The 25,132-nt window shown below is 49.8% G+C and carries 28 protein-coding genes, 2 tRNA genes and 1 pseudogene; 19 read left to right on the top strand and 12 right to left on the bottom strand.

The features are described from left to right. Positions 1–3: 3 nt before the first annotated feature. Positions 4–77, top strand: a tRNA-Cys gene (locus O1V65_RS11790). Positions 78–88: 11 nt separating this feature from the next. Then, a tRNA-Leu gene (locus O1V65_RS11785) sits at positions 89–175 on the top strand. A gap of 103 nt (positions 176–278) precedes the next feature. Here the strand turns inward: O1V65_RS11785 and O1V65_RS11780 are convergent. From O1V65_RS11780 to O1V65_RS11770, 3 genes and pseudogenes are all read right to left on the bottom strand, one after another. Beyond that, positions 279–570: pseudogene (locus tag O1V65_RS11780) on the bottom strand (site-specific integrase); the annotation flags it as partial. Between the two features lie 1,040 nt (positions 571–1,610). Beyond that, entirely contained in the window at positions 1,611–1,793 is a 183-nt protein-coding gene (locus O1V65_RS11775) for a YodC family protein (RefSeq protein ID WP_017490467.1), read from the bottom strand. Positions 1,794–2,037: 244 nt separating this feature from the next. Beyond that, positions 2,038–2,670 (bottom strand): LexA family protein, encoded by a 633-nt coding sequence (locus O1V65_RS11770; protein WP_017490466.1) that lies wholly within the window; start codon positions 2,668–2,670, stop codon positions 2,038–2,040. 185 nt (positions 2,671–2,855) lie between these two features. Between O1V65_RS11770 and O1V65_RS11765 the strand changes: the two genes are divergently transcribed. The 10 genes from O1V65_RS11765 to O1V65_RS11720 all read left to right on the top strand — a co-directional run bounded on the left by O1V65_RS11765 (position 2,856) and on the right by O1V65_RS11720 (position 13,886). Continuing rightward, the gene (locus O1V65_RS11765) at positions 2,856–3,287 is read left to right on the top strand and encodes an antiterminator Q family protein (RefSeq protein ID WP_017490465.1); all 432 of its coding nucleotides are present in this window, start codon (positions 2,856–2,858) and stop codon (positions 3,285–3,287) included. A gap of 213 nt (positions 3,288–3,500) precedes the next feature. Beyond that, positions 3,501–4,076, top strand: coding sequence for an Ig-like domain-containing protein (locus O1V65_RS11760; RefSeq protein WP_158086750.1), 576 nt, complete (start codon positions 3,501–3,503; stop codon positions 4,074–4,076). A 354-nt stretch (positions 4,077–4,430) separates the two neighbouring features. Continuing rightward, positions 4,431–4,736, top strand: a complete 306-nt coding sequence (locus tag O1V65_RS11755; RefSeq protein WP_017490464.1) for a hypothetical protein — start codon at positions 4,431–4,433, stop codon at positions 4,734–4,736. Continuing rightward, positions 4,736–5,230 carry a lysozyme gene (locus O1V65_RS11750; protein WP_269129751.1) on the top strand — a complete coding sequence of 165 codons (495 nt, stop codon included), beginning with the start codon at positions 4,736–4,738 and terminating at the stop codon, positions 5,228–5,230. Before O1V65_RS11755 ends, O1V65_RS11750 begins: the two co-directional genes overlap by 1 nt. Continuing rightward, positions 5,227–5,646 carry a hypothetical protein gene (locus O1V65_RS11745; protein WP_051040046.1) on the top strand — a complete coding sequence of 140 codons (420 nt, stop codon included), beginning with the start codon at positions 5,227–5,229 and terminating at the stop codon, positions 5,644–5,646. The genes O1V65_RS11750 and O1V65_RS11745 overlap by 4 nt, the downstream gene beginning before the upstream one ends. Continuing rightward, positions 5,543–5,761, top strand: coding sequence for an Rz1-like lysis system protein LysC (lysC, locus tag O1V65_RS23165; RefSeq protein ID WP_419722282.1), 219 nt, complete (start codon positions 5,543–5,545; stop codon positions 5,759–5,761). Before O1V65_RS11745 ends, lysC begins: the two co-directional genes overlap by 104 nt. A 64-nt stretch (positions 5,762–5,825) precedes the next feature. Beyond that, on the top strand, positions 5,826–7,829 hold the full coding sequence (locus O1V65_RS11735; RefSeq protein ID WP_227952750.1) for an Ig-like domain-containing protein: 2,004 nt from the start codon (positions 5,826–5,828) through the stop codon (positions 7,827–7,829). Positions 7,830–7,995: 166 nt separating this feature from the next. Next, positions 7,996–10,065: an FUSC family protein gene (locus tag O1V65_RS11730; protein ID WP_192503493.1), complete on the top strand. Its 2,070-nt coding sequence runs from the start codon at positions 7,996–7,998 to the stop codon at positions 10,063–10,065. Between the two features lie 231 nt (positions 10,066–10,296). Beyond that, entirely contained in the window at positions 10,297–11,613 is a 1,317-nt protein-coding gene (gene shiA, locus O1V65_RS11725; RefSeq protein WP_269129750.1) for a shikimate transporter, read from the top strand. A 221-nt stretch (positions 11,614–11,834) separates the two neighbouring features. Then, positions 11,835–13,886 carry an FUSC family protein gene (locus O1V65_RS11720; protein ID WP_227952752.1) on the top strand — a complete coding sequence of 684 codons (2,052 nt, stop codon included), beginning with the start codon at positions 11,835–11,837 and terminating at the stop codon, positions 13,884–13,886. 62 nt (positions 13,887–13,948) lie between these two features. On the opposite strand, the gene O1V65_RS11715 is transcribed toward O1V65_RS11720, so the two are convergent. From O1V65_RS11715 to O1V65_RS11690, 6 genes are all read right to left on the bottom strand, one after another. Then, positions 13,949–15,376: an MFS transporter gene (locus tag O1V65_RS11715; protein WP_017490458.1), complete on the bottom strand. Its 1,428-nt coding sequence runs from the start codon at positions 15,374–15,376 to the stop codon at positions 13,949–13,951. A gap of 257 nt (positions 15,377–15,633) precedes the next feature. Further along, complete coding sequence (locus O1V65_RS11710) at positions 15,634–16,950, bottom strand: NTP/NDP exchange transporter (RefSeq protein ID WP_084912409.1); 1,317 nt, start codon at positions 16,948–16,950, stop codon at positions 15,634–15,636. A 30-nt stretch (positions 16,951–16,980) separates the two neighbouring features. Beyond that, on the bottom strand, positions 16,981–17,730 hold the full coding sequence (locus tag O1V65_RS11705) for an NADPH-dependent F420 reductase (protein WP_017490456.1): 750 nt from the start codon (positions 17,728–17,730) through the stop codon (positions 16,981–16,983). Between the two features lie 76 nt (positions 17,731–17,806). Further along, positions 17,807–18,424, bottom strand: a complete 618-nt coding sequence (locus tag O1V65_RS11700; RefSeq protein WP_165429004.1) for a cupin domain-containing protein — start codon at positions 18,422–18,424, stop codon at positions 17,807–17,809. A 204-nt stretch (positions 18,425–18,628) separates the two neighbouring features. Further along, positions 18,629–18,901, bottom strand: a complete 273-nt coding sequence (locus O1V65_RS11695) for a hypothetical protein (RefSeq protein ID WP_017494437.1) — start codon at positions 18,899–18,901, stop codon at positions 18,629–18,631. 106 nt (positions 18,902–19,007) lie between these two features. Then, a complete protein-coding gene (locus O1V65_RS11690; protein ID WP_084912411.1) occupies positions 19,008–19,502 on the bottom strand; it encodes a P-loop nucleotide/nucleoside kinase family protein in 495 nt (164 codons plus the stop codon). 289 nt (positions 19,503–19,791) lie between these two features. Here O1V65_RS11690 and O1V65_RS11685 point away from each other — a divergent pair, with 289 nt between their 5' ends. Next, positions 19,792–20,451, top strand: a complete 660-nt coding sequence (locus tag O1V65_RS11685; protein WP_165429006.1) for a metallophosphoesterase — start codon at positions 19,792–19,794, stop codon at positions 20,449–20,451. A gap of 71 nt (positions 20,452–20,522) precedes the next feature. Next, on the top strand, positions 20,523–21,290 hold the full coding sequence (deoR, locus tag O1V65_RS11680; RefSeq protein WP_084912413.1) for a DNA-binding transcriptional repressor DeoR: 768 nt from the start codon (positions 20,523–20,525) through the stop codon (positions 21,288–21,290). Between the two features lie 75 nt (positions 21,291–21,365). Here the strand turns inward: deoR and O1V65_RS11675 are convergent, their stop codons facing one another. Beyond that, positions 21,366–21,836: a GyrI-like domain-containing protein gene (locus O1V65_RS11675; protein ID WP_240905274.1), complete on the bottom strand. Its 471-nt coding sequence runs from the start codon at positions 21,834–21,836 to the stop codon at positions 21,366–21,368. A 210-nt stretch (positions 21,837–22,046) separates the two neighbouring features. Here O1V65_RS11675 and O1V65_RS11670 point away from each other — a divergent pair, with 210 nt between their 5' ends. The 3 genes from O1V65_RS11670 to O1V65_RS11660 all read left to right on the top strand — a co-directional run bounded on the left by O1V65_RS11670 (position 22,047) and on the right by O1V65_RS11660 (position 23,246). Further along, on the top strand, positions 22,047–22,553 hold the full coding sequence (locus O1V65_RS11670; RefSeq protein ID WP_017493139.1) for a YlaC family protein: 507 nt from the start codon (positions 22,047–22,049) through the stop codon (positions 22,551–22,553). A 118-nt stretch (positions 22,554–22,671) separates the two neighbouring features. Further along, a complete protein-coding gene (locus O1V65_RS11665; RefSeq protein ID WP_017493140.1) occupies positions 22,672–22,950 on the top strand; it encodes a hypothetical protein in 279 nt (92 codons plus the stop codon). A 35-nt stretch (positions 22,951–22,985) separates the two neighbouring features. Next, positions 22,986–23,246, top strand: a complete 261-nt coding sequence (locus O1V65_RS11660) for a hypothetical protein (RefSeq protein ID WP_017493141.1) — start codon at positions 22,986–22,988, stop codon at positions 23,244–23,246. Positions 23,247–23,278: 32 nt separating this feature from the next. On the opposite strand, the gene O1V65_RS11655 is transcribed toward O1V65_RS11660, so the two are convergent. Then, positions 23,279–23,491: a YccJ family protein gene (locus O1V65_RS11655; protein WP_009637785.1), complete on the bottom strand. Its 213-nt coding sequence runs from the start codon at positions 23,489–23,491 to the stop codon at positions 23,279–23,281. Positions 23,492–23,669: 178 nt separating this feature from the next. Here O1V65_RS11655 and O1V65_RS11650 point away from each other — a divergent pair, with 178 nt between their 5' ends. Beyond that, positions 23,670–23,846: a hypothetical protein gene (locus tag O1V65_RS11650; RefSeq protein WP_158086751.1), complete on the top strand. Its 177-nt coding sequence runs from the start codon at positions 23,670–23,672 to the stop codon at positions 23,844–23,846. 329 nt (positions 23,847–24,175) lie between these two features. Next, on the top strand, positions 24,176–24,529 hold the full coding sequence (locus tag O1V65_RS11645) for a DUF2502 domain-containing protein (protein ID WP_017493143.1): 354 nt from the start codon (positions 24,176–24,178) through the stop codon (positions 24,527–24,529). 144 nt (positions 24,530–24,673) lie between these two features. On the opposite strand, the gene O1V65_RS11640 is transcribed toward O1V65_RS11645, so the two are convergent. Next, entirely contained in the window at positions 24,674–25,120 is a 447-nt protein-coding gene (locus O1V65_RS11640; RefSeq protein WP_017493144.1) for a universal stress protein, read from the bottom strand. Between the last annotated feature and the right edge of the window lie 12 nt (positions 25,121–25,132).

Genomic DNA, 25,132 nt, shown 5'->3' with positions numbered 1-25,132 from the left:
TAAGGCGCGTTAACAAAGCGGTTATGTAGCGGATTGCAAATCCGCCTAGTCCGGTTCGACTCCGGAACGCGCCTCCAATTTTCCCGGAGCCCGGGTGGTGGAATCGGTAGACACAAGGGATTTAAAATCCCTCGGCGTTCGCGCTGTACGAGTTCAAGTCTCGTCCCGGGTACCATGGAAAATTACTGAATAATCAAAAGCAATAAAGTAGTAATGTCGTTATGCCACCTTCGGGTGGTTTTTTTGTTTTTGGGGTTTCATAATATCCTTTCATAATATTATTGGTCTCCTACTACTGGGACTATCTTCATCTTCCGGTCGTAAATCGCCGTTTGGGATGAATTTTTATGTCCTGAAATTTCCTGCTTGTCACGCAGCGTACCGGTTAAATCTGATATTCCCTTCGCTTTCAAATCATGGAAGGTGAAATCAAACTCTATTTCTGGAAACTTCTCTCTGGCTTCTTCCCTCGCTGCAGCCCAACGACTGTTAAAACCCATCCCGTGTGTACCTTGAACCTGATGGCTGATGCAAAATGAAGAAGCTACTCATGCCTTTTTTAAGGGGCAAATGAAGACATTACTAACATTGGGGTGTACTAATCAACGGGGAGCAGGTCAAAGTTCAAGTCTCGTCCCGGGCACCATGGAAACAGCGAGTAAGCCGCACAGCGTGCTGCACGGTTCTTAACGCTAAAAGATGTGCTTAACGCTTAAAGGTACGTGATTTCACTCTGTGTTCTTTGAATGCAGAGAAACCGAAGTAAACGCCAATCACCGCAAGTACCAAAGCGGCCGCGAGAAGAACTACATTGCTGGACATGAATTACCTATGATTCTTATTTGTGGGGGACGCGAATGGTAATACATTAACCACTGCCTTAGTAGGGATAATGTGCTGTCAGTGTTTGCTGCATGTAATAAAGATTTTCACCTTATTAATCAAAGTGAAAACTCATCAAAACCTCCACTTTTTGGCTTTGTCTCTGCGGCAGATTCGCTTTGCGTTTTTTACTCGGTGAGTCAACCTGGAAGCAGTGAATGTGGTGCCTGGTGGCAAGAAGAGCGCAGTGCAGAAACGTTTATCCGTAGAGGGCCAAAAGAACACAAGGTACGGAGAAGGCCAACCAGAAAGCGCAGAGGGACAGGACAAAGTAGGGGCCCCAGTGGCGTAAAAGATGACGTTTTATACTCATTGAAGATCTCATATAGCGGAGTGGGAATTTCCGCCGATGATACCTTTATGACAAAAGTCATGTATGTTTGATTGTGACAGTTAATGACTCTCTACGCTTCGCAATAACCCGTCGAGAGCCTTGTCATTAGGGCTTCTAACGCTTTGTAACTGCTATAAAGAGGAGGGTTATCTGCACTTCCTCGGTTTTTAACGTCTTCCCCTCGTTTTTATACAGAAACTTTGCGGCGACTGGCGTCATTTGAAGCAAGTATCTCTCTTTTTTCTAAGCCTATTTATTCTTGCCTCAGGCTCTGCATTCGCATGAAGAACGCACTCCTGGCCCAGCAGGCCTCGGTAGATTTCATAAGAATTCCTGTAACGAGCTTTTTTTCAATTTGAAACGCTATTTACAGAAGTTATTAAGCATACGGAGCTTACCATCCGACGGACACGTACTTTTCAAGCGATGAGCCTCTGAACAACTGATGCTGTACTTTGCCGTCAACAAACCATTCACAGCGATACTTCTCATCATCCTGATCGTAACTGTCGACAGTCATTTTTGGACCACCAGATTTAAGCAGTACCACGTCACCTGCTTCGAATTTCTCTGCCATCTGTCACTCCTTACAACAAGGTGAAAATTACTTTGAATATGGTTTATTTTCCAGATATCTCAAGTCTTAAGGCGAAGATGACAGGCGGCACGACGCGTTTGTTTTTTGATAAATCGGCGATTTTATGAGCTTTACAGGCGATCCTAAACCCAACTTCCAGAACTTTCGGCTAAATAGTCGACATAAAAAAAAGAGTGAAAACTTTGCCGCTTTCACTCTTTATTTCAGGTAAAACTAACTTTCTCTAGATTTCGTACTGGACGCCGCGTACCACGCCGATTATCTCGCAGTTACCGTTGATGGGAATATTGGCATAGCGAGGATTGAGGGGCACCAGATATTTGTTGGGACCATCGATCACCAACTTTTTCATCGTTGCTTCACTGGTTCCCGCAATACGAGCGACAACAATTTTCCCGTTTGTTGCCTCGACGTGGGGATCGACAATGACGGTCGAGCCTTCCGGAATACTCGGAAGTCCGGAAGGGTTAGTCATTGAATCACCCCGCACCGTTAGAGCAAATGCGTCTGAAGAGACTCTTAACCCGGTTTCCATCCAGTAATCTGCGCTCTCAAATAGTTCAGTTGATTCTGATTCAGTGAACACGCCTGCCTGTACCCAGGAAAGGATAGGGATTTTTCTCACACTGGTCACCAGCGGCTGTAGTCCAGCAAAATCAGTACCATAAAGTATATAAGCTTCTGAGGTATTAAAGTATTTTGCAAGCTTTAACAGAGATTCTGCCTTAGGGACGTTGAGATCCTTCTCCCAATATCCCACCGTTACATCTGAAACGCCGCAGTATTCACCCAAGGCTTTTTGCGTGGTCTTGGTTATCCTGCGTAGCCTCTTAAGTCGTGCTCCAACTGATTCCATAATCCACTCTCAATTAAATTAACTAAGTTATCTTAGTTTTATTTGATCAAATTTAACCTTGAATATATTATCTAACTTAACTTAGCTTGTGAAGCCTGATGGCTAACAAAGCTTAGGAGAGCGATGCACAATCTCATCGGACTGCGCAGCGGCAGAGCAGAAAAGCGACCTTTGGAGGACATCTTATGAGAGATATACCACAAGTTTTAGAGCGCTGGGGCGGCTGGGCAGCTGCAAACAACAGTCAACTTGACTGGCAGAAAACGGCCGCCGGTTTCAGAAGCCTGCTCCCCGATACCTATAAGTCACGACTTTCATGCTGCGATGATGATGGTCTGCTGATTGACGGCTGCGTAACCCGACTAAAAAACCTTAAACCAGAGGAATACCAGATTCTGATTCTTCATTATGTGATGAATCAGCCTAAGCGAGCGATCGCTCGTGCAATGAAGAGGGATGAGAAACTGGTACGCATTATGCTGCAAATGGCAGAAGGATTTGTGGAGGGCTGCCTGGCTACGCTCGATACCCGGCTGGACATGGACCCGATGGTTGAAATTTATAAAGAACCAAAAAAAGTGCTCACGCGGTCCGCAAAAAGCCGTTTATTCTATTAAAAGTGGTTACTGAGTCACGTAGCCCTATCCCATAAAACCTCGCTTCGGCGGGGTTTTTACGTTCTAAAGGGCCACTTCGGTGGCCCTTTTTTATTGGATTCAATTTTACCCTCCACGAGGACAGGCAAAATGATTAAGTGCTTCCTTGTCTGGCTGAAAGGTCTTTATTACACCTCGAATAATCCCGCAGAAACATACATAACTCAGGAGAATATGATGACGACATTAACACTTGTAGCCGTACTGGATAATCAGCTTGCCGATGCGGTCGCTGCAGACAGCGTACAGGCCACGGTCGTCGACGACACCGGTGCTGCCGTCTCGGGCGTAAGTGTCACTTTTAGCGCAGATAACGGTGCAAAAGTCACCGCAGTGTCAACGTCTACCGATGAGAAGGGCCAAATTACCGCAAGCGTTATCAGTTTGACCGCGGGTAGCGCCACCGTGACCGCTACACTAACGGATGGAACGGCTGCTGCTGTTGTCGTCAATTTCAGCGCGACGACATCTTTGGTTGCAACTACTGCATCTCCCGTTGTTACCGAGGTGATGGCTGCCTCTTCAAACTCAGCCTCTGATGCCACGACAACATCTGCTGTCGAAGCCGCTGTGACCTCCACCGATACAACGACTGCGAGCAAGACTAATACGGATACGACGACCTTGTCACCGCTTGCGGAGCTCAAAACCAAGAGCGAAGCGTTCTTTGCCTTTGTCGAACAGGGCATTAAGGTCCTTGGGAAGGATGCAGAAGCAGAGTTGGTGGCGTTGAAAGAAAAATACCTGTAGAGCCACTATGGAGCCCATATTCTGGGCTCGCTTAATATTAAAAAATTAAAAAAACTCACGCGGTCCGAAAATCATCCTCTACTCTGTTAAAAGTGGTTGCTGAGTTCGGTAACTGTAAAAATTTTAAAACCTCGCCCTGGCGGGGTTTTGTCTTTTTGGCGGGTCATACTTTCAGAAGGGTCACTGAGGTGGCCCTTTTTTATTGGCCTTTCTATCAACCCCTTTCTATTGATTCCTTTCTACAGACCATGAAGGGCCTTCGAGCGCCTGGTGTAACACAACGTAGCCTAGGGTGCTTTAACGCTATTCCCCGAGACCATAGAGCACAACCAACGACAGTTGGAGGTGGAGACGATGAAAATGAACCCACAAAGTGACGGATTCTGGACGCATTTCTGGGCGACGATCACCGCACTCTTTAGTGCGGCGGGTCTGACTACCGAGCAATGGATTTATGTGTTTTGTGCCATTTTTGGCGCATTGCTTTCTTTCAATTCCTACCTCAACAACAAACGTGCCTTGAAAGAAAGGCAGAACGAAGATGAAAAAAGAACGGAGATCCTACGCTCCTATCTCGCTGGCAGGAAAAATAATGCCGAAGTCGTGCCGGCAAACGTTGCTGAAGAGGTAAAAGATGTCATGAACAAGGTAGGTACCTGATGGTGATGTCACCTGTTTTAAAAAGCAAATTAGTGAAGTTGAGCGGGGCAACCGCGCTAACGATTGTGATCGCTTTACTCGGTGGGCCAGAAGGCATTGAAGGGCAGAAAAGTACGCCGTACCGCGATGTTGGTGGCGTATGGACGGTGTGCAGTGGCATCACAGGGCCAGACGTCATTCCCGGGAGGTACTACTCGGACAAAGAGTGTGAGGAACTGTTGGTCAAACATTTGGCTCCGGTCAAGAAAGCGGTCGATGCGGCGGTAAAAGTGCCTGTTGATAACTATACCCGAGCCGCCCTTTATTCTTTCGCCTACAACGTGGGCATCAGCGCATTCCAGCACTCTTCGTTGCTAAGAAACCTCAATGCCGGTGATACGCAGCAGGCCTGCGACGGCCTGCGAAAATGGGTTTATGTCAATAAACAGCGTAATCGAGGCCTGATAAACCGCCGTGAAATTGACCGGCAAGTCTGTCTAATGGGGCAAACATGATCAACAAAATCGCCGTGATAACTACCCTGCTGATTCTGGCCTGCATCGGCCTGTTGATGGCTATTGCCTTTCATTTTTACGGTAAGACGGTTTCACAGGAGAAAGCACTCTCTTCTCTTACCGAACAGAAAAATGAGGCTGAGTTTATCACTCAGTCACAGGCCTTAAGCGTGGGCATATTCAATCAGATTTCAGGAGCGACGCTGAATGAACAAAAAAATAATCAGGCCGCTAGCCAGCAACGCCAGACCGTTATTAAAACGCTGCTTGAAACGGCACCTTGCGCTGTGGTGTCTGTGCCTGCTGCCGCTAATGACAGCCTGCTCAACCACTACAACGCAGTACGTCAAGACACCCGTGACGCCAATACCGGCCAATCTGCTGGCGCAGTGCGACCCCTCACCTCCACCCGATAACCCTCTTACCTATGGCTCCTCCGTTCTATGGAATGAGCTGTTACTGACCGACCTGCAAAACTGTAATACCCAGCTCGATGGCATCCGCCAAATAGAACAGGCCAGGCAGAAATAGCCTGCGCCACAGCACAACATCACCCCAAACCACCCAACCCACTCCAACTGACGAGGTATTCATTATGGCTAATACACTCACCTTAACTCGCGTTACCAACGGCGCACAGGCAGACGGTAGCTCTACCAACTCCTATCAGGTTATCGTTACCAATTCTTCGACCGGTGCTGCCGTGGCGAGCTCAACCGTAACGCTTTCTGTTACTACGGGTGCAACGCTGAGCAGTACCTCAGTGACCACCAACTCCTCCGGTGTGGCTAACGGCACGGTAACCAGTACTACCGCAGGCAGTTTTGTGATTACCGCTTCGCAAACTGGAGCAACCTCAACGACCGTTGCCGTTCTATTCACTACTGCGCAGGAAACCGCTGCGGCTCAGCGTGTGCTGGAAACCATGCAGTCGGCTCTGGGGGCAACAACAGGTTCGGGCTATGTGGGCTATGACGGCAGTATCAGTTATTCGAGTGGTACTATCGGTGCAGCTTTCAATACCGGCGGCACGCAGCTGTCTACCAATACCACCAAGCTGGCGCGCTATATAGACATCGAAGACTATGCTGATACCGCCGCTGCCTCCGGTGACTGGACGACGGCAATTCAGGCTGCAATCGATGGCGCTGTCAGTAAAGGCATCCTGGAGGTTCGCGGGACAGGGAGTTACGCGATTTCTGGCACCATCAAGATCCGTAATATCTTTAGTTACGGTTTGAATATTTCTATTCACTCTCTGAGCACCACGAGCTCTTTCCCGACCAGCACGACCTTCTGGAATGCGACGCCGATGATCACAATCGGTGACAGTTTGAGCAATATTACGGGTCTTAACTTGTTCATCAACGTGCTTAACGGTGGCGGCGTAGCGGATGGTATTGCTGGTACGGGTTATGGTTTCGCGCTTTCACATATTCACGTCGGTAATGCATCCAACTGTATTGCGGTTGTTCGTGAGGGCAGCCACCAATGGCCGAATGCGTCGAACTGGATAACCGGGGATTATTGGACCAGTAACTATATGGGGATATTCCTGAAGAGCGGAACGACAGGGACTAACCCTATCGTTGAAGGCTGGAAGATTTTCGTCAAATTTATCGCTTCCAACTACTGGGGCGGCGTCTGGTTCTTCGATTCAGGACAATACGCTCAGGTCAGCGGCGATTGGGACTTCAACGGTAAACGACTGGCGGTTCTTGAGCTTTCAAGCAGCACGGGGTTAAGCTCAATTATCGGTCAGACCGGCCTGAAGCTCACCGACGGCACCACACCGCTGGAGTTCCTTTTCTATTACACCAACGAAGGCAATACCTACGTTGTCGTCGCCTCAACGGTAGATATTTCAGCCGTCAGCGGGTCGGCTTTCCCATGGACAACCGGTGCAACCATTTCCTGTACTACGGTCACCGGCGTTGCACTGGCGTATACCAGCGTGAACGTGTGCGGAGATAATACCAGCGCCACTAACTACTTCGATATTCTGCACGATTTCGAAAGGGCGGCCTTCGCTAAGATTCAGATTACTGCGGGCTACCTGTCGGGAATTATCGGGGGACTGTTGTATACCTCAAATATTCAATATCAGAACTCCTTTGACTCCTTGACCGATAGCGATCACGGCCTGAGCGTGGGCAATAGTGGTACGACCTTGTCGCTGTATAATACCACCGTCGAGTCGGTGCCGTTTATGAGCACTACCACCGACTACGTGAACTTCGCCAAGAAGCTTTACATGAAGGATTACTTGTATGAGGGGGTTGGCTCCGCTAACACCTATGCTTCATCAACCAGTACTACCAGCGTGTTGGCTTTGCTCACCGATTCAAGCAACAACAAATACCTGAGCGAAGGGACAATGTATGACATCACACTGAAGACAAACTACGCAGGTACCTGCGGTTCTTATCGCGTGTTTGTCATCTACTCAGGAGGGGCTTATTCCCACGTGGTTGTCTCAACCTACAGTGGTTCTGCTATCTCGATAACCTTCACTGACACCACCTCCGGTGTCCAGATGAACTTCCGCCAGGAAGCGCAGACCTATATGCAGGTGGTCACTAACGTCGTCAGGATCTAGTGTCCTGTCAGCATCCACGGGCAGCAGCCCCTCGCTGCCCGTTATTCTCTGCTAATGGTGTATTTGTAAGCAATTTGTTACAAACTTAATATTTGCAGAACGCAGCACTATTATCTCGATCGGTATAAAATGCTGTTTTAGAAAATTGTGAACTGTTGATAAAAATATGAAATGGTTAACAAAAAGTGCGCTTTTGTTTGCGGTAAAAACCTGCATAGCGGCTTTTTTAGCGTTATATATTGCACTTAAGCTGAATCTCGATAAGCCCGCATGGGCCATGGTCTCGGTTTACGTTATCTCTCAACTCTATTCGGCCTCCACGCTGTCGAAAGCGCTGTTTCGCTTTTTAGGCACCGTACTGGGCGGGATATTCATTTTTATCATTTATCCTCTCACCGTACAGCACCCCCTGCTTTTCAGCCTCAGTGTGTCGCTGTGGGTCGCTGTCTGTCTGTTTCTTTCTCTTCACGATCGCACGCCGAAAAGCTATGTGTTTATGCTGGCCGGGTACAGCGCCGCAATCATGGGCTTTGCCGATGTGACTACGCCGCTGAGCATTACCTATACGGTGATTTCGCGGGTAGAAGAGATTACCGTCGCCATTATCTGTAGTAGCCTAATCCACATGCTGGTGTTTCCGGTGCGAATGCGCAATCTGTTGGAAAGCACCGTCAACAACTGGTACAACAGCGCCAAAAGCCTCTGTAATGAGCTGCTGACCGCAGAATCCAAAGACAGCACCCCGGAGCGTGACCAGATTCTGGTGCAGATGGCTAACTATCCGCTCAACGTTGAGACCTTGATAACTCACCTGGTTTACGAAGGGGATTCGGCCAGAAAGCTCATTCGGCTGGTGGGGGCACAGTATCAACATCTCTCTTATCTTATCCCGACCCTGACCGCGATTGAAAAGCGCCTGAGCCTGCTGGCAGAGCAGGGGATAAGCTTCCCCGATTTTGTCGCCGAGTCGTTTAGCCATTTTCTTCAGTGGCTCAACAGCCCGGAGGAAAGCGGCAATGCGCAGTGGATTCAGGACGACATCGGCGCGTCGCAGGAAAGGATAAAAACGCTTTATGCCAGCGGTAATATCAGCGCAGAGGAAAGTCTGCTGCTCATTGGCCTGATGGAACGTTTGTTGAATTTCATTCGTCTTTCCGAATCCTATCTGGGTGCTAAAGAGCGTGTGAACTTGATGGGGCAGCAGCGAAAACGCAATAAAGACAAGTTAATCAGAAGGCATGCTGACCGCGGGATGATCCTGCTTTCCTGCTTTACCGCCTTCTTTGCGACCATGGTCGGCTGCCTGTTCTGGATTGGCACCGGCTGGAAAGACGGATCAACGGCGCCGATGATGGGGGCGGTCGTATGCTCATTCTTTGCCTCACTCGACAGTCCTATTGGCTCGATGAAAGTCTTTCTGAAGGGCGTACTGGTGGCTATCGCGGTCAGTATCATATATGTCGGGATTTTTATTCCCGGTACCGTTACCTTCGAATCGCTGATAATCGTTCTGGCACCGGGCCTGATTGCTTTGGGGCTGGTCATCGCCAATCCGTCGACCAACTTTATCGGGCTGATTATTGCGACCCAGATCCCCGGTTTTATCGGTATGACGCACAATCTCAAACCTGATTTACTGTCGATTATCAATGCCGCTATTTCCACCGTCGTGGGCATTGTGATAGCCGTAGTCATTACAGCCGTTTTGCGTAATAAAAGGCCTGCGTGGACTGCCCGTCGCGTGCTGCGCAGAGGCGTCAAAGAGCTGCTGCAGTTTACCTCCGAGATCAAGATGAACGCGTCGTCGTTGCTGTCGCGTCAGCAGTATGTCGCCAGCATGATAGACAAGATAAACATCATTCTGCCGCGAAATAAGGTCGATCCTATCCCAGGTGTGGCGTTGGGCGGCAATCTGATCACTGAAATCTGGCTCGGCGTAAACTGCTACGACTTTTATGCGCGTCATCACCAGTTGCTCAAAGACAATACTCTGGACAGCGATGCGCTGATGGCCGAGATTACCGGCTATTTTAAAAAGCGGTTGAGGAATATCTACATCGCGCCGCCGCAGTCGCTGCTTGATGAACTGGATAAACTGCTGCTGCGCACCGAAACACTTTGCCGCTCAGATATGCAGCTCTTCGCGCCGCTGTTTTATCTGTTTAACATTCGCATGGCGCTCTATCCGGCGCTGCGTTGGCCAGGCGAAGAAAATACTCTGCCGTTAACTCAATAACCTCATAATCTATAAGATAATTATTTAAAAGCCTCTGACAAAGGGGCTTTTTTTATGGCCCCTGGGATGAAACCCGACTTAGCGCTAAACTCTTCGCGTATTTTTCTCAAATTTATGTTTCCTCGCACCTGTTGTCAGGGTAGTCTCATGGGCCGTCGCAAAATATCGGACGTAACGTAAATCATCCTCGACCAATACTCGTAATAAAAAATAAGTGTAAACAGGACAAGTATGGACTCCACCCTCATTTCGATTACCCCTGGTAAGGAGACGTCTTCACTCAACCGTGCCCGTCGTGCTGCCTGGGGTAGCTTCGCAGGCGCCGTTGTAGACTGGTATGACTTTCTGCTCTATGGCATCACCGCCGCCCTGGTGTTTAACCGTGAATTTTTCCCGCAGATAAGCCCGGCTATGGGAACCATTGCCGCGTTGGCGACCTTTGGCGTCGGTTTTCTGTTCCGACCGTTAGGTGGGATAATTTTCGGCCATTTTGGCGACCGTCTTGGCCGCAAACGCATGCTGATGATGACCGTGTGGATGATGGGGTTGGCCACTGCACTGATTGGTCTGTTGCCGAGCTTTAGCGTGATGGGTTGGTGGGCACCGGTGTTATTAGTGACGCTGCGCGCAATACAAGGCTTTGCCGTGGGGGGCGAATGGGGAGGCGCAGCCGTGCTTTCAGTCGAAAGCGTGCCCGAGAAGAAAAAGGCTTTCTATAGCAGTGGAGTTCAGATTGGCTATGGCGTCGGGCTTCTTCTCTCGACCGGATTGGTCTCGCTTATCAGCCATTTCACCAGCGATGAACAGTTTCTGAGCTGGGGCTGGCGTATTCCGTTCCTGTTCAGCACGTTATTGGTGGTGGCGGCGCTGTGGGTACGTAATGGCATCGTTGAGTCCGCCGAATTTGAACAGCAGAGTCAGCATAAACCGGCCGTACAGGCTAAACGGCGTTTGCCGGTTGTGGAGGCATTGATACGCCACCCCAGCGCATTTTTAAAAATTATCGCCCTGCGCCTGAGTGAACTGCTGACAATGTATATCGTCACCACCTTCGCGCTGAGCTACTCTACCCAGAATTTGGGTTTGCCCCGCGACCTGTTCCTGAATATAGGTTTGTTAGTTGGCGGCCTGAGCTGCCTGACCATCCCATGCTTTGCCTGGCTGGCTGACCGCTTTGGCCGTCGGTGCATTTATATTACCGGCGCGCTAATCGGTGCTTTTAGCGCCTTCCCATTCTTTATGGCGCTGGAAGCACACTCAATTTTCTGGATCATCTTCTTCGCGATTATGCTGGCCAATGTTGCCCATGACATGGTGGTTTGCGTACAGCAGCCGATGTTTACTGAAATGTTTGGTGCGAGCTACCGCTACAGCGGTGCAGGCGTCGGTTATCAGGTCGCCAGCGTAGTGGGTGGGGGATTTACGCCATTGATTGCTGCCGGATTGGTCACCTTTTCGGGCGGCGACTGGCACAGCGTTGCTGTCTACCTGCTGGCGGGCTGCCTGCTCTCTGCCGTCACTGCCCTGATGATGAAAGGGGCGCGCTAAAGGATAGCCCGTTTGAGGTATCTTAAACGGGCTTTTTGCTTTGCAGTCATACCTATTTTATTAACGTTAGCGCCAGAAGGCCTATTAACGTCAGTTAATGCTGATTTTTTGTTTTATTTAGACATAATTGTGAATATCTTTGTTACAAACAAAAGAAGATAACAAGTTTCGTGGGGGTATAAAATAATGCTTTAAAATCTACGTGATTTGTTTAAATAGAAATGAAGTGGCTAACAAAAAATGCTTTTTTGTTCTCGGTAAAAACCTGTATTGCTGCATTTTTGGCTTTATACATCGCATTAAAACTTAATCTTGATAAACCCGCCTGGTCACTTACCTCCGTTTTTATCATCTCACAGCTTTATTCAGCTTCGACGCTCTCGAAATCGGTGTTCCGCCTCATGGGAACGCTATTGGGCGGAGCTTTTATCTTTTTTATCTATCCAATCACCGTACTCTATCCCCTGCTGTTCAGCGTGAGCGTATCGCTGTGGATTGCCTTCTGCCTCTATCTCTCGTTGCACGACCGCACGCCGAAAAGCTACGTGTTTATGCTGGCAGGATACAGCGCGGCAATCATGGGGTTTGCTGACGTCGATTCGCCGTTGGAAATCACCTATACCGTGATTTCACGTATTGAGGAGATAACGGTCGCCATCGTCTGTAGCACCCTGGTTCACATGATTATTTTCCCGGTGCGAATGAGCACGCTGCTGGAAATAAGCGTCAATAACTGGTTCGAAAGTGCCAAAAAACTCTGCAGCGAAATGCTGACACGCGTGTCGAAAGAAAAGTCGCTGGAGAACGAGCACATTATGATTCAGATGGCGAACTATCCGCTCAATGTCGAAGCGTTGATCACCCACTGTGTCTATGAAGGAGACTCGGCCCGCACGCTCATTCGCATGGTCACGGTGCAATATCAGCATTTGTCCTACCTGATCCCGACGCTGACCGCGATTGAAAAACGGCTGATCCTGCTCAGTGAACACGGCGTTTCCTTCCCTGATTTTATCGCGGAAACCTTCAGCCATTTCCTAGTATGGGTGAACAATCCTGAGCAGTTTGGCAGCACAGACGTTTTGGTTGAAGAAATGGTTGCCTCGCAGGAGCGAATAAAAGCGCTCTATGCAAGCGGGGAGATGAACGCCGAGGAAGGGCTGCTGTTAACCGGGCTGGTCGAACGACTGCAAAACTTTATCCGTATCGCGCACGCCTATCTGGGGGTAAAAGAGAAAGTAAACGCGCTGAACGATGAAAGAAATCCGGCCAAGTTTACGCTGTTTAAGAAACACGCCGACAAGGGGCTGATTTTCCTGTCATCGCTGACTATTTTTATTGTGACTATGCTCTGCTGCCTGTTCTGGATAGGCACGGGATGGAAGCACGGCGGAACGGCGCCGGTGATGGCGGCTATCGCCTGCTCTTTCTTTGCGGCGCATGATAGTCCAATAGCCTCGCTTCAGGTGTTTCTAAAAGCGGTCATTATTGCCATCGCCGCTAGCCTGATTTATACGCTGGTGCTTATTCCTTGGGCGACGAGCTTTGAAGCGCTGGTTATCTGCCTTGCGCCGGGACTGCTGGCGTTGGGCATGGTGATTGCCAAGCCCGCGAGCAATATCTTTGGCCTGATCATCGCGACACAAATCCCGAGCTTTATGGGCATGAGTCATGACTTCAGGCCCGACCCGCTCTCCATCATCAACTCGGCGATTTCGACGGTGGTGGGGATTCTGATTGCAGTGCTGGTCACCGCGATTATTCGTAACAAGCGACCGTCATGGACCGCCAAGCGCGCATTGCGTAAGGGTATCAAAGATCTGTTGCAGTTTACGCAGGCCGTCAAGATGAACAAATCTTCACTGCTTGGCCGTCAGCAATACGTGGCGGGGATGCTAGACAAGGTCAATATTATTTTGCCGCGCATTAAAGTTGATCCTATTCCCAACGTGGCGCTGGGCGGCAATTTGATTACCGAGATCTGGTTGGGGGTGAGCGTATTCGACTTCTACGCCCGACACGAAGAGTTGTTACGCAGTAACGGTATCGATACCGATGCGCTGCTGTTTGAGATTAATAACTATATCAAGCAACGTCTGAAGAACATTTATGCTGCGCCGCCGCAGTCGCTGCTGACGGAACTCAACCTGCTGCTGCTCAAGCTTGAGCCGGTGTGCCGCACGGATATGCATCTGTTTATGCCACTGTTTTATCTCTTTAATATACGTATGTGGCTTTATTCCTCCGAGCGTTGGCCGACGCTACCCGCCTGATCCATGCGAAAGACGCTGCTGCGGGCCTTGCCGAATAAACGGCCCGCAGCGCTAAAGCCCTATCAGATGTTTTCGAGCTCAATGTCCTTGGTTTTAGGACCCAGCACTGAAATCACCAATACCACTATCGCCATGCTCGCGACGATAAAAGCCAGTACGCCAATATTGCCGGTGTATTGCAAAAATAGACCGATAATAATGCTGCTGAACACCGTCGAGAGGCGGCTGAAGGAGTAACAGAAACCGACGGCCGTCACTCGAATGCGTGTCGGGAAAATCTCGGTCTGGTAAGAGTGGAAGCTGTAGGTCATCCAGGCATTGCAATAGCTAACCATGAATCCGCAAAGAATCATGCCCAACGGGCTACGCTGAAAACCAAACAGTGCTCCAAAAATAACCACGCCCAATGCGCCTGCAACCACCTGCCATTTTATTTCGAACTTGTCGGCATACAGCGCAGAAATCAGACATCCCAGCGGGAATCCAAGGGTGATAATAATCGAATATGACAGGCTATGGGTGAAGCTGCTGCCTTGCCCGGTGAGGAGAGCGGGAAGCCAGTTGCCGAAGCCGAAGAAGCCGATAGCCTGAAATATATTGAAAATCATCAGCATGATAGTGCGTGACCGGAACTGAGGCGTCCAAATTTCACGGAACCTGCCGCGGCGTTCAAACTGGGCTTCATCCTGTAACGTAACCAGATGGGTGACGCGCTCGACTTTGCCCATTCCGCACTGTTTTTCAAGATTCTCAAGCACTTCCTGCGCTTTGTCCGCCTGACCCTGCTGCATCAGCCAACGCGGCGATTCAGGCAGTTTTTTGCGTACAATCCAGATAAACAATGAAAACACCACGCTGACCAGCAATACGTAGCGCCAGCCCGTCAGGCCAAACCACATGTGGGGAACGAACCACCATGAGATGAGTGCGACGACGGGAACCGACATGAACTGGATAAAGAAAGAGAATGCGAAGGCCTTACTGCGCAGGCGTGTCGGGACCATCTCTACCAGATAGGTGTCGATGGTGACAAGCTCTATACCCAGACCGACACCGACCAGAAAGCGCAGAAAAATGATCCACTCAGCCTGATGCTGGAACACAATAAGCAGGGTAAAAAAGCTGTACCACAGCAGGGCAAACATAAAGGTCAGGCGACGGCCAAACTTGTCGGCCAAAGGGCTGAGCAGGCTGGTGCCTATAAACAGGCCAAGGAAAGTCGAGGAAGCGAACGCGGCCTGATCGGAAATACCAAACACGCCCGCACTGCCGGTGTGAAAAATGCCTTCGGCAATTAACCCCGGGCTGATATAAGCCGTTTGGAATAGATCGTAAAGCTCAAAAAAACCACCAATGGCTAATAATATTATAAAGCGCCACAGTCCCGGTGATGAGGGCAGGGCGTCTATCCTGGTGATCAGTTCAGGGGCCGTCATGGCCGCTGGCTGATTCGATAAAGACGAAGCGTGTGCAAATTCCATAATTACCATTACCCGTTAAAAAAACCTCATCATGCTAAGTTTTTATCACCGGATTTAAATTCGGAATAAGATTTCAAGATGTAAAAAAATAGCGGAATTCACTGATATCTTTAATCTGATAAGATTAATCGCTTCTCGCTGCTATTCCAATGCTTGCAGATATTTATCCGCATTTTGCGCAAAACTTATTCAGTAATTATTAAAATAAAGTTTATAGCCAAACAGCAGGTAATTCTGCCAAACACTATGCCACGCCGAGTGTCTTTTCAGGCACGATGGCGACTGATTTTTTCCTGATTTTTACCTAATGCAAAGCTGAGTGCCGCCCAGCCGCAGGCCAGCGCGACGCTAAATAACGTCAGTGGGCCGAGCGCCAAGCCCAGAAGACTGATTGCCTGATAGGACCATGCGCCCATTTGGTCGCCGGCGCGATACACCAGCGTGTCGATAAATACTTTGGCGTGATATTTCTCCTCTTTGCTGACCACGGTGAAGAGGATTTCGCGGCTCGGTCTGGAAAGCGCGAAGTTTATTGCCCGACGTAGAATAGTGAACCCCACTAAAACGGCGAGAGAGGGCGCCCATCCTAGCCAAGCGAAGCCAATAATACTGACCAGCGGCAACAGCATTAGCGTATAGGGCGTGCCGAAGCGAGAGATGATTCTGCCGCTGGCGGTCAGTTGGCAGATAAGTGTGAGCACATTGATGGTCAGGTCAACGCTGGCGAAAAACGCCGTACGCTGGCTCTCATCGCTAAATGCCTGCCTGACGATGCTGGCCTGCTGAAAGTAAAGCAGCGTCGAGGTGATGGAGTAAAACAGGATATATCCGCAAATTCCCAGCAGATAGGGGGAGCGCATTGTCTGGCTTATCCCCGTGAACAGCGGGGCCAATGCGCCTTTCCCTTGCAGAGTGTCCCGCACTTTCTCGCCTTGCGATGGGGGCTTTTTCAGTCGCTGGCCGCTGCGCGAAAGTTTTACCGCGCTGAAGACCGAAATCTGAATCAGCACTACGGAGAGTATCAACAGCATTGACGTTGAAAGATGACGAGCGAGCAGGGCGGTTATCGAGGAGCCAGCAATTGCGCCCACCGTGGCCGCCGCGGCGAGCAGCCCAAAGAGCCGTTTGCCGCGTCGGGTATCAAAGACATCAACGATTAATGCCCAGAATACTGAGACGGCAAACAGGTTGAAAACCGAGACCCATATAAAAAAGAGTCGCCCTACCCAGGGATTGTTCAGTCCACCCGGTAGTGTAAACAGTGCGGCAAACAGCAGCAGTATGGCGGCGCAGAACTGATAGCTATAGCTGATGAAACGCTCGCGCGGCAGGCATTGCGTCAATTTGTTGTAAGGCCATTGCAACAACAGCATAGTGACTAACACGGCGCTAAACAGCCACGGCAGTGAATGAGCGCCGGTCAGGGTACTTATCGTGTCGCGAATGGGTCTGATCATGTAATAGGCACCCAGCAGCGAGAAAATATACAGCCAGCCCCACAGCAGCGGGGCGATTTCCTCACGGCGAATGCGTACCACTTTGCTCATCCTGCGGTGCAGTGAAATCATGGCAGGTTGGGTCATTTCAGGCGTTCTTTTTCGATGGATTCAGGCTCATGAATGGCCATTAGCCAGTTCGGCACGCAGATCTTTTTCGCTCAGGGCCTGCAGGAATAGCGAGGATCCTGGCTGGAAAAGTCTGGCGCTGTCGAGATTACCGGTCACGACAGGCACGAACCCTGCCTGGGTTATGAGTGCTGATACGGCGTCAACGGCAGCCTGGCTGTCTCCGGCAAGCGGGACGGCAATCGATGGCGATTGATGGGCATCTGAAGCAAGGGTGCTGGCCGCAATCGAGTTGAAGGCTCTGACTACCTGAGCTCCCGGCAGGAACTGCGCAGTGGCACGTCCACTGCCTATCTTCAGCGCTGTCTCGGCTGTTTGGCCGTCACGGCCGGGATAAGGGTTGCCGACATCGAGCACGATTTTATTTTTCAATGCGCCTCCGAGGGTTTTCCCAAGGCCTGGCAGGGCGCCGTAGGGCACCGCCATCACTACCACGTCACCAAACTGTGTGGCCTGTTGCACTGTTCCAACCTGCGTATCGTGCCCCAAAGAGGCCGCCAGCGGCTTGAGTTCATCCGGATGGCGTGAGGCAAACATTACCTGATAACCGGCATTGACCCACAGCTTGCCAAGCGTCGAGCCCATTTGACCCGCGCCAATAATACCGATTTTATGCACCGGCGTTGCGGCTGCCAGGGCGGTGGGGGCAGCGATAATGGCGAACGCCGCCAATAAGGGCACGGCAAAAGCGAGGCGTCCTAGTCGGTGAAACTTGTCTGATATTCCCCTTAAAAACATGATTTTATCCTTAATCTTCCGTCGCGACAGTGAATGGTATCGATTCCATTTGTGCTTTTTAATATCTGGCTATGGGCTAGGTTTGCTGCCAAAGCTGTTTGAACCCTCCTTGGGAACCCGTTACCGGGTCGGTCACGGGTATCGCGACCTGTGAAATATTGCGCCGTGCCTCTGGCAATTTGTGTATATCGTCGTGATACAGATCAGGACTCAGTCCCTGTGGATACGCGCCAAGCACCTCAAAGTCTGCACTTGCCGAGAGCTGCTTATGGCCCACGCCTGCGGGGATCAGAATAACATCGCCTTTTTGCAGCGTCGCCGTAGGGCCGGTCTCGCCGCCCAGCTGCACGGTTGCATTGCCGCTGCTGACGCCCAGCAGTTCATGGGTATTGGAATGATAGTGGGTGAAAGTGAATATCTGGTAACGCCACTGTACTGGCCAACCGTTACGGGAAAAAAGATCGGTGAGGTATGCATCCGTATTGTTAGTCCCTTTGGGGACAGCCTGCTGGTAAATCAGCAGGGGGAGACGGTCGTTAGGTACGCCGTTCACCGTTTTATTTAGCAGCAGTGAACGGATATTGATGTTCGGCCGTCTGTCTTGTGCATACCCCGTCAGCGGTAGGGCAGAAGCCACTAACAGAAGCTGACAGAAGTCTCTGCGAGAGAATTGTCGGGGACTTATTATCTTCATGGCGCGCTCCTGTGCTTTGGTTAAATCATTGCCGAGGAAGGCTTTTTGAACGCAGGCAGCCCGGACCGAAGGCCACAGGATGTCGCGAACTCACAGTTAAAATATGTGAGTCAGATCGCAATTTTGTCAAGGCAATGGGGGAAATGAAAATGTGGAAGAGTGTGACAAAGGAGGATAAAACAGCCCCGAAGGGCAGTTATAGGGTTAGAAATCACCCGCTGGTTCCGGATTATCAATAGCCTTGAGAGAAAGGGGCAAATGATAATTTGGCTGACTTGAGAAGAAGGCCTGCAGGGCAACGCGCTTGCTTCGGTCAATGGAAATCTCTTGCACTGTCTTACGGAAAATACTGTAACGACCACAGCTGGTGCAGGTGACGTTGAGCACTTTTTCGGTCAGATTAAGTGAAGTCTTGGTCTTGATTGTACTTTGGCATAATGGACACTCGTCAGGAGTGTGAACAGCGGTGGAACTCATAAAACCTCCGGTTTTATTTGGGCCAGCAAGCAGTATAGCGCAAAAAGCGGTCAAGCCCTTAGCGCTAATTGAGTAAAAGGCTACCAATTTTGATTTAAGCCCAATTTTATACGTACTCGATCACCTTTAAGCCTTCCTGTTCATGAGGCGGTACGAAGTAACTCGAGATAAGAAAGTATTGTTGTTCAGTGGTTTGAAAGGCGTGTGAGCCTGATTCATTGCGCAGTTTTAGGCGCTGGAGGCAAACATCATCTGGAACATTGGGAAAGTGGAGTTGGTGTTCTCTGTCGGCATTTTCGGCAATACTTTTCCCCCAGGCGCGCAATGTTGGGGTATTAAGCGGGAAATCGAGCACCACGTTCACGCCTTTGCCGAGTAAGTTTTCAATGTGCGATTGCAGGACTTGACGCAGACGAGCGGAGTTTTCGATGTACTGTTCGAGGGTATTTTGCCGCCCTGCGAACAGCGTCGATAGCCAGTCATCTTCAGAAATCAGCAGCGCATTATGGCGTTCTGCCAGTTGGTGCGCCAGCGTAGATTTCCCTGACCCTATCTTTCCGCACAATAAATAAAGCCGTGCCGGGTTGATGACTTTTTCCATGATTTTGCCTTCCTCTACCGTGGTTGATTGTCCCGCCGGTGAGTTTTCTCCCCACCCGTCGGGTGGATTGAATGCGACAAATGTGCAGCCGTTATCCCACCCCGATAATCAAGGTGATAATAATTCGTGCCACAGGTCGGTTTTCATTTTTCATAGTAATATTGATAACGTGCTAAGGAATGTTTGTCAAAATTCTTCGTAAAACATCGTTTACTTTTAACGTTATAAAATGAGTGCAGTAAAAGACTGAGCAAAATGGGGTCGAGGCTGCCGTAAAAATGGGGCAAAAATGTCTGATTTTGCGCAATACAAGCAAATTGATGGGTCAAAATATCGGCGTATATTTGTGGTGGGTGACGTCCATGGCTGCCTGCAACAATTGAATCGCGCCCTGTCGGCCCAGCATTTCCAGAAACATGAGGACTTACTGGTTTCCGTTGGTGACTTAATCGATCGCGGCGAGCATAGCATTAGCTGCCTGTCATTGATTGAACAACCCTGGTTTGCCTCTGTGCGTGGCAATCATGAACAAATGGCGATAGATGCCCTTAAGGGGCTCAACGTGCCACGCTGGTTGAAGAACGGCGGCGACTGGTTTTACAAGCTCGATTCAGCCAAAGAGTCGATCGCTCGTGAACTGATTGCGCTGGCCGACACATTGCCCCATATCATTGAAATTCAAAGCAACAATGGCCTGATGGTGATTGCCCACGCTGATTATCCGTTAAATCGTTATGAGTATGGTCAGCCGGTAGATGCCAACGAGGTCGTGTGGAGTCGCCAGCGAATTGCCGATTCTAACGCCGGTCACGTGAAGCCAATTACCGGTGCGGAAAGCTTTTTCTTTGGCCATACGCCGGTGGAGAATCTACAGCAATTTGCCAATCAGTATTATATTGATACTGGCGTGGTATTTGGAGGCAGGCTGACCCTCCTGCAAATTCAATGATATTATTGGTTTAACACGGAACGGTATCACTGATTTCAGGTTCTGATTTTTTGTCTCCCCGAGAGTTGATAATGGAAAATAAGCGAGAAGACCGGCTACAAAGGTTGCTGGTGGCGTTAAAAAAAACTGACAAAATCCACCTTAAAGATGCCGCCCTCCTGCTTGATGTCTCGGAGATGACCGTGCGGCGAGACTTGGGTGACAGCGTGTCGCCACTCATATTGCTCGGGGGATACATTGTTATCGATCCTAAAAACAGTCCGGCGACACACTACTTCGTCAGCGAACAAAAAATGCGGCAGGTGGCAGAGAAACAGCGGTTGGGGAAACAGGCGGCAATGCTTATCAATGATGATGACGTGGTGTTTTTCGACTGCGGGACAACCACGCCATATATCATTGAGCAGATCCCTGATGAACGGGTGTTTAGCGCAATTTGCTATTCGTTTAACACGTTTTTAGCGCTGCAGGATAAGCCTAACTGTGAGGTCATGATGTGTGGCGGCATGTATCGGCCCAGCAACAGCATCTTCATTCCCTTCGGTAAGAGCAGCAGCGAACTGGATAACACCTTACCGGACAAGGCCTTTATTTCTGCGGCGGGTATCAGCATCGAATATGGCGTCAGCTGTTTTAATTTCGATGAGCTCTTGGTAAAGCATCAGGCGATGCAGCGCTCGCGTGAAAAAATACTGGTGGTCGACAGCAGTAAGTTCGGTCAGGTGCGTCCTGCGGCTATCGCGCCGTTGAGCAAATTCAACACGCTGGTAACCGACAGCGCGCCGCAGCAGTCCTATATCGATTATTGCCGCGAGTCAGATATCCAACTTTACTATTAGCAATTTAATCCAGCTTATAGAAACTCTTTGGGCGGCTGCAATACGAGACGCCCGAATTACTCACCCCTCTGCCGCTTAGCGTATTACGGCAATCTTCTCGACTGACTGATAGAGCACCACTTCAAACATGCCCGTCTTTGTACCGTCGTTGAGGTATTGCTCGTAGCAGGCTTTACCGTCGGGACGATAGCCGCTGTTGGCGATATGAACGTTGAAAAAGTCGGTCCACGCCTGAGCAAAGTTGTCGTCATCAATGGTGGTATGAAACGCCGCGTAAGTCCCTGCGGGTAGGGTTTGAAGCGCAATGCCCTGACTCTCGTTATCGAGCTGAAAACCTTCTTTGACGCTGACCGAAGGATCGGCGCGACAGGCCTCGGGCGCGGTGATGTTCGGATTGTCCCAAAATACCGTCAACCATTCTCCTTCCATGAGCTCATGCTGTTTTGCCCACGGGGTCAACGCGTCGAATCCCTTTTTGATGCTGATTTCATAGGGGCCGGTAACGCGGTAACTGGCAACGAATTTTGCAGGTTTTTCCAGAATCATAAATGCCACGGTGCATTCCTCATCTTCAGTGAGTTAAGTGATAACTGCGTATTCTCCTTGATTCCGAACGCTTTCCGTTGGTCAGGAAGTGTCGGATGTATAACAGATGGCGAGAAATTTTCGATGAACTGCTCTACTTGCTATAACAGTTGCCATGTTAAAATCTTGCTATCAAATTGCAGTATAGTCCTGACTGTAGTGAGGTTATCAATGGATGTCGTTAAAAGTATTCTGAATAGTGAGATCGAACGCATTAACCGTGCCGAAGGTCGAGATGGCAAGCCGAGAATCAACAGTGAGTTCTTCATCAATCACCCATGGCTGTGTCTGGCGATGTTTGTCGGCTACATTGCCGTTGGTATTGTGATGTACGCGTCGCCCTATATGGGACTCGGCTGGTTTGCCGGTTTTACCGCGTTTTTAATCTTTATGGCGGCTATGCTGCTGCTGGAAATCAAGCCCACCTATCGCTACGAAGACATTGGGGTATTGGATTTGCGCGTCTGTTACAACGGCGAATGGTTCTTTAGCCGCGAAATCTCTTCCGATGCGGTTAATACGCTGCTCAACAGCAGTGCAGTCGATGGTCGTTTTAAATCACACGTTCAATCCATCGTGCAGCACAAAGGCGCAATTGATTTTTATGATGTGTATGACCTGGCACGCCGATATCAAACATCGCCAGATTTCACGCATACCGCACAAATCGCTTTGTAAAAGTGCAACAACATTTGTTCCCGCTATGACTCTTCACTGGCGGCTCTGATAAACTGATGGTTATATCATGCGCAAAGAAATGATAAATTGACTTTGCTGCCTCAGTACAGGAGCCGCCGTGGAACGTATCAAACTCTCAATTCATCACTTACATAAATATGTTGCGGGCGAAAAGCAGGATGCTCAGGCAACGGCACGAATTTATGCCGGTGATAAGCTCATTCTGGTAGAAAATATGCAGGGCCAAGCCGTCTGGTATGACCGATTTATTCATGCCACTGATGATAACGGTCAGCCGCTGCGCGTGGAGTGGGACTGTGACGGTGAGGCCAGCATGGACGTCTCCCGCGTTGAAGTGTGTTCATGCTGTGGTGGCGATGAGAGTCTGCACGTTTAAGCGCTAACGTGAATACGTTGTTTCAGGAGCGAGAAATGAAATTTCTGAATAATGAATTTGAATACCGAAACTGGATCATGCATGAAATCTTCCAGGTCACCGCAGTGGGTGAGTCCTCGGAATTTGCTGACCAGGAGATTGAGGATTTTATCTTTGATGCGCGTCCTGTCGCCTATCCCTGTATTGCCGTAATGATCCAGACGCCGGGTCAGCCGGGCGTGTGCGAGCCGCGCTTTGTTTACAAAGAGCAGGTTTTCGAGTGGGCGCATCAGATGGGATTTGGTTTCGACAGCTGAGCCCTGGAATCGCTCCAGGGCACACGTCCTGATTAGACGTTTTTACGATCTATCTTTTCTTCGCCCCAGAACAAGTAATCCTCTTTGGTTTTGGCGAAAGCGACCGGTAGCACTTCATCGTTGCCTTCTTCCCAGATTTTCTGGGCCAGAACTTCATCGTTATCTGCCAGTTCGAAAATAGCTTCAGCAATCTCGTGAGAGGTTTCACGCACGTTGGCCCAAGCTTTAATGTTTGAACTTGTCATGTGTTTCTCCTTAGTTTTGGCACCCCTTAACTATGAGCGCTAGAGTGGGGAGACGCAAATTCAAATGCTGGAAGCTTGCACAGACGGGCGGGGCACAGCACAGATTAATGGTATCTGCGGTCCGCTGTCGTTTATACTCTTTCAACGCTGACTGCCTGCTTTATCGTAGGGCGAGGCAGTGAAATTATCAAAACACGCAGTGCGCGACGACAAGGTGAAAAACATGAGTGACGATATTTTTGATTTCGATATAGATGCTGCGTTGGAAACTGCCGAAGAGAAAGCGGCTGAAAAAGCGTCTGCCTTACCGGAAATTCTGGAAGATGAAGCAGACTGCGAAGGCTGCAAAATCTAAGTCAGCACCCGTTTGCACCGACTGAATATTGTTAAAAGGAACCGCTTCGGCGGTTTTTTTGTTTCTGAAACGCAGAACTGCCACATCGCAAGCATTTTTTTATGCGCAGCTTTCAACCATGATTCGAACAGCAAATCGACGCCTTTTTCGCCTGGCAGAAAAATTTATGTTTTCCGCCATGGCCTTACGAATCCGCAACAATTGTAAGCGATTTGACGCAACTGTGAGGAAATCGTGAGGCGTGAGTAAATGGGATAAATTCCTATAGAACAGCAAGATAGCCAGGGTTAACTTAGCAGCATCAGATCGGACAGATCCTGGAGTTAGACATGAAAAAAATATTATTAGTGCTCGCGGCGTTGTCAGCCCTTTCAGGCATACCCGCCGTAGCACATGCAAATGTTTCGATTGGGATTAACACCCCTGGTTTATCGCTTAACATCGGTGACCGCGATCCACGCGGTTACTACTGGGACGGGGGCGGTTGGCGTCCGCCGGGCTGGTGGGATCATCACCGCTATGACCGTGGCCATTGGGTTTATTATGAGGCGCCGCCACCGCCACCGCGCTATTACTGGCGTGAAGGTCCGCCACGCTGGCACGAGGGTCCACCTCCAGGCCGCTGGCATGAAGGTCCACCGCCGGGTCACTGGCATGATGGTCCACCCCCTGGTCGTTGGTAATCAGTCAGTAGCGACCCAAGCGTGGTAACGAAGTAAAGTCCGATTGATTAACGAGTAAAAGATTTTGAGTACAGGGTTGGCGCTGGCTATGCGAAAGCATCCCCAACGTCAATTCTGTACTTTTTAGTTTCTGCATCCTTTCACTTAATTTCCGCGAACCTCGACTAAAACTGGGCAGTGCGCATTGGCAACCACTTCTGCGCTGACCGATCCCTTTAAGATCCTGCCGAACGCCGTAAGCTGGCGATGGCCCATCACGATAACCGACGCCTTTTTGCTTTTTGCCTCAGAGACCAGCGTTTCTCCCGCCGAGCCAACGACCAGATTACCGCGCGCCGTAATACCGGCTTCCGCCAACTGGCGCAGCGCATTTTCAACCACTGCCGTCGCGCTATCCTGCTCGGCCGCCGCAGCAGGATATTCGAGAATGTCCCCCGGCTGTTCATGTTGATTAGCCAAGGCGTAAGACTCGTCGATACAGCAGGTGACATACACGTCCGGTTTACCGTAACGTGCGATTTGACTCGCTAATTTAATCACCTGTGGCGTTTGTGTAGAACCGTCGACGGCAACGAGAATGACATCAAACATACAGTCTTCCTT

The sequence above is a fragment of the Rouxiella badensis genome (assembly GCF_026967515.2).
In the GTDB taxonomy this organism is placed as follows: domain Bacteria; phylum Pseudomonadota; class Gammaproteobacteria; order Enterobacterales; family Enterobacteriaceae; genus Rouxiella; species Rouxiella badensis.
This window is presented reverse-complemented; position numbering and strand designations above follow the sequence as displayed.

What these genes read in the sequence shown, in the direction of transcription:
- O1V65_RS11775 (WP_017490467.1), bottom strand. Translation starts at nt 1,793, where the DNA reads ATGGCAGAGAAATTCGAAGCAGGTGACGTGGTACTGCTTAAATCTGGT.
- O1V65_RS11770 (WP_017490466.1), bottom strand. Translation starts at nt 2,670, where the DNA reads ATGGAATCAGTTGGAGCACGACTTAAGAGGCTACGCAGGATAACCAAG.
- O1V65_RS11765 (WP_017490465.1), top strand. Translation starts at nt 2,856, where the DNA reads ATGAGAGATATACCACAAGTTTTAGAGCGCTGGGGCGGCTGGGCAGCT.
- O1V65_RS11760 (WP_158086750.1), top strand. Translation starts at nt 3,501, where the DNA reads ATGATGACGACATTAACACTTGTAGCCGTACTGGATAATCAGCTTGCC.
- O1V65_RS11755 (WP_017490464.1), top strand. Translation starts at nt 4,431, where the DNA reads ATGAAAATGAACCCACAAAGTGACGGATTCTGGACGCATTTCTGGGCG.
- O1V65_RS11750 (WP_269129751.1), top strand. Translation starts at nt 4,736, where the DNA reads ATGGTGATGTCACCTGTTTTAAAAAGCAAATTAGTGAAGTTGAGCGGG.
- O1V65_RS11745 (WP_051040046.1), top strand. Translation starts at nt 5,227, where the DNA reads ATGATCAACAAAATCGCCGTGATAACTACCCTGCTGATTCTGGCCTGC.
- lysC (WP_419722282.1), top strand. Translation starts at nt 5,543, where the DNA reads ATGACAGCCTGCTCAACCACTACAACGCAGTACGTCAAGACACCCGTG.
- O1V65_RS11735 (WP_227952750.1), top strand. Translation starts at nt 5,826, where the DNA reads ATGGCTAATACACTCACCTTAACTCGCGTTACCAACGGCGCACAGGCA.
- O1V65_RS11730 (WP_192503493.1), top strand. Translation starts at nt 7,996, where the DNA reads ATGAAATGGTTAACAAAAAGTGCGCTTTTGTTTGCGGTAAAAACCTGC.
- shiA (WP_269129750.1), top strand. Translation starts at nt 10,297, where the DNA reads ATGGACTCCACCCTCATTTCGATTACCCCTGGTAAGGAGACGTCTTCA.
- O1V65_RS11720 (WP_227952752.1), top strand. Translation starts at nt 11,835, where the DNA reads ATGAAGTGGCTAACAAAAAATGCTTTTTTGTTCTCGGTAAAAACCTGT.
- O1V65_RS11715 (WP_017490458.1), bottom strand. Translation starts at nt 15,376, where the DNA reads ATGGTAATTATGGAATTTGCACACGCTTCGTCTTTATCGAATCAGCCA.
- O1V65_RS11710 (WP_084912409.1), bottom strand. Translation starts at nt 16,950, where the DNA reads ATGACCCAACCTGCCATGATTTCACTGCACCGCAGGATGAGCAAAGTG.
- O1V65_RS11705 (WP_017490456.1), bottom strand. Translation starts at nt 17,730, where the DNA reads ATGTTTTTAAGGGGAATATCAGACAAGTTTCACCGACTAGGACGCCTC.
- O1V65_RS11700 (WP_165429004.1), bottom strand. Translation starts at nt 18,424, where the DNA reads ATGAAGATAATAAGTCCCCGACAATTCTCTCGCAGAGACTTCTGTCAG.
- O1V65_RS11695 (WP_017494437.1), bottom strand. Translation starts at nt 18,901, where the DNA reads ATGAGTTCCACCGCTGTTCACACTCCTGACGAGTGTCCATTATGCCAA.
- O1V65_RS11690 (WP_084912411.1), bottom strand. Translation starts at nt 19,502, where the DNA reads ATGGAAAAAGTCATCAACCCGGCACGGCTTTATTTATTGTGCGGAAAG.
- O1V65_RS11685 (WP_165429006.1), top strand. Translation starts at nt 19,792, where the DNA reads ATGTCTGATTTTGCGCAATACAAGCAAATTGATGGGTCAAAATATCGG.
- deoR (WP_084912413.1), top strand. Translation starts at nt 20,523, where the DNA reads ATGGAAAATAAGCGAGAAGACCGGCTACAAAGGTTGCTGGTGGCGTTA.
- O1V65_RS11675 (WP_240905274.1), bottom strand. Translation starts at nt 21,836, where the DNA reads ATGATTCTGGAAAAACCTGCAAAATTCGTTGCCAGTTACCGCGTTACC.
- O1V65_RS11670 (WP_017493139.1), top strand. Translation starts at nt 22,047, where the DNA reads ATGGATGTCGTTAAAAGTATTCTGAATAGTGAGATCGAACGCATTAAC.
- O1V65_RS11660 (WP_017493141.1), top strand. Translation starts at nt 22,986, where the DNA reads ATGAAATTTCTGAATAATGAATTTGAATACCGAAACTGGATCATGCAT.
- O1V65_RS11655 (WP_009637785.1), bottom strand. Translation starts at nt 23,491, where the DNA reads ATGACAAGTTCAAACATTAAAGCTTGGGCCAACGTGCGTGAAACCTCT.
- O1V65_RS11645 (WP_017493143.1), top strand. Translation starts at nt 24,176, where the DNA reads ATGAAAAAAATATTATTAGTGCTCGCGGCGTTGTCAGCCCTTTCAGGC.
- O1V65_RS11640 (WP_017493144.1), bottom strand. Translation starts at nt 25,120, where the DNA reads ATGTTTGATGTCATTCTCGTTGCCGTCGACGGTTCTACACAAACGCCA.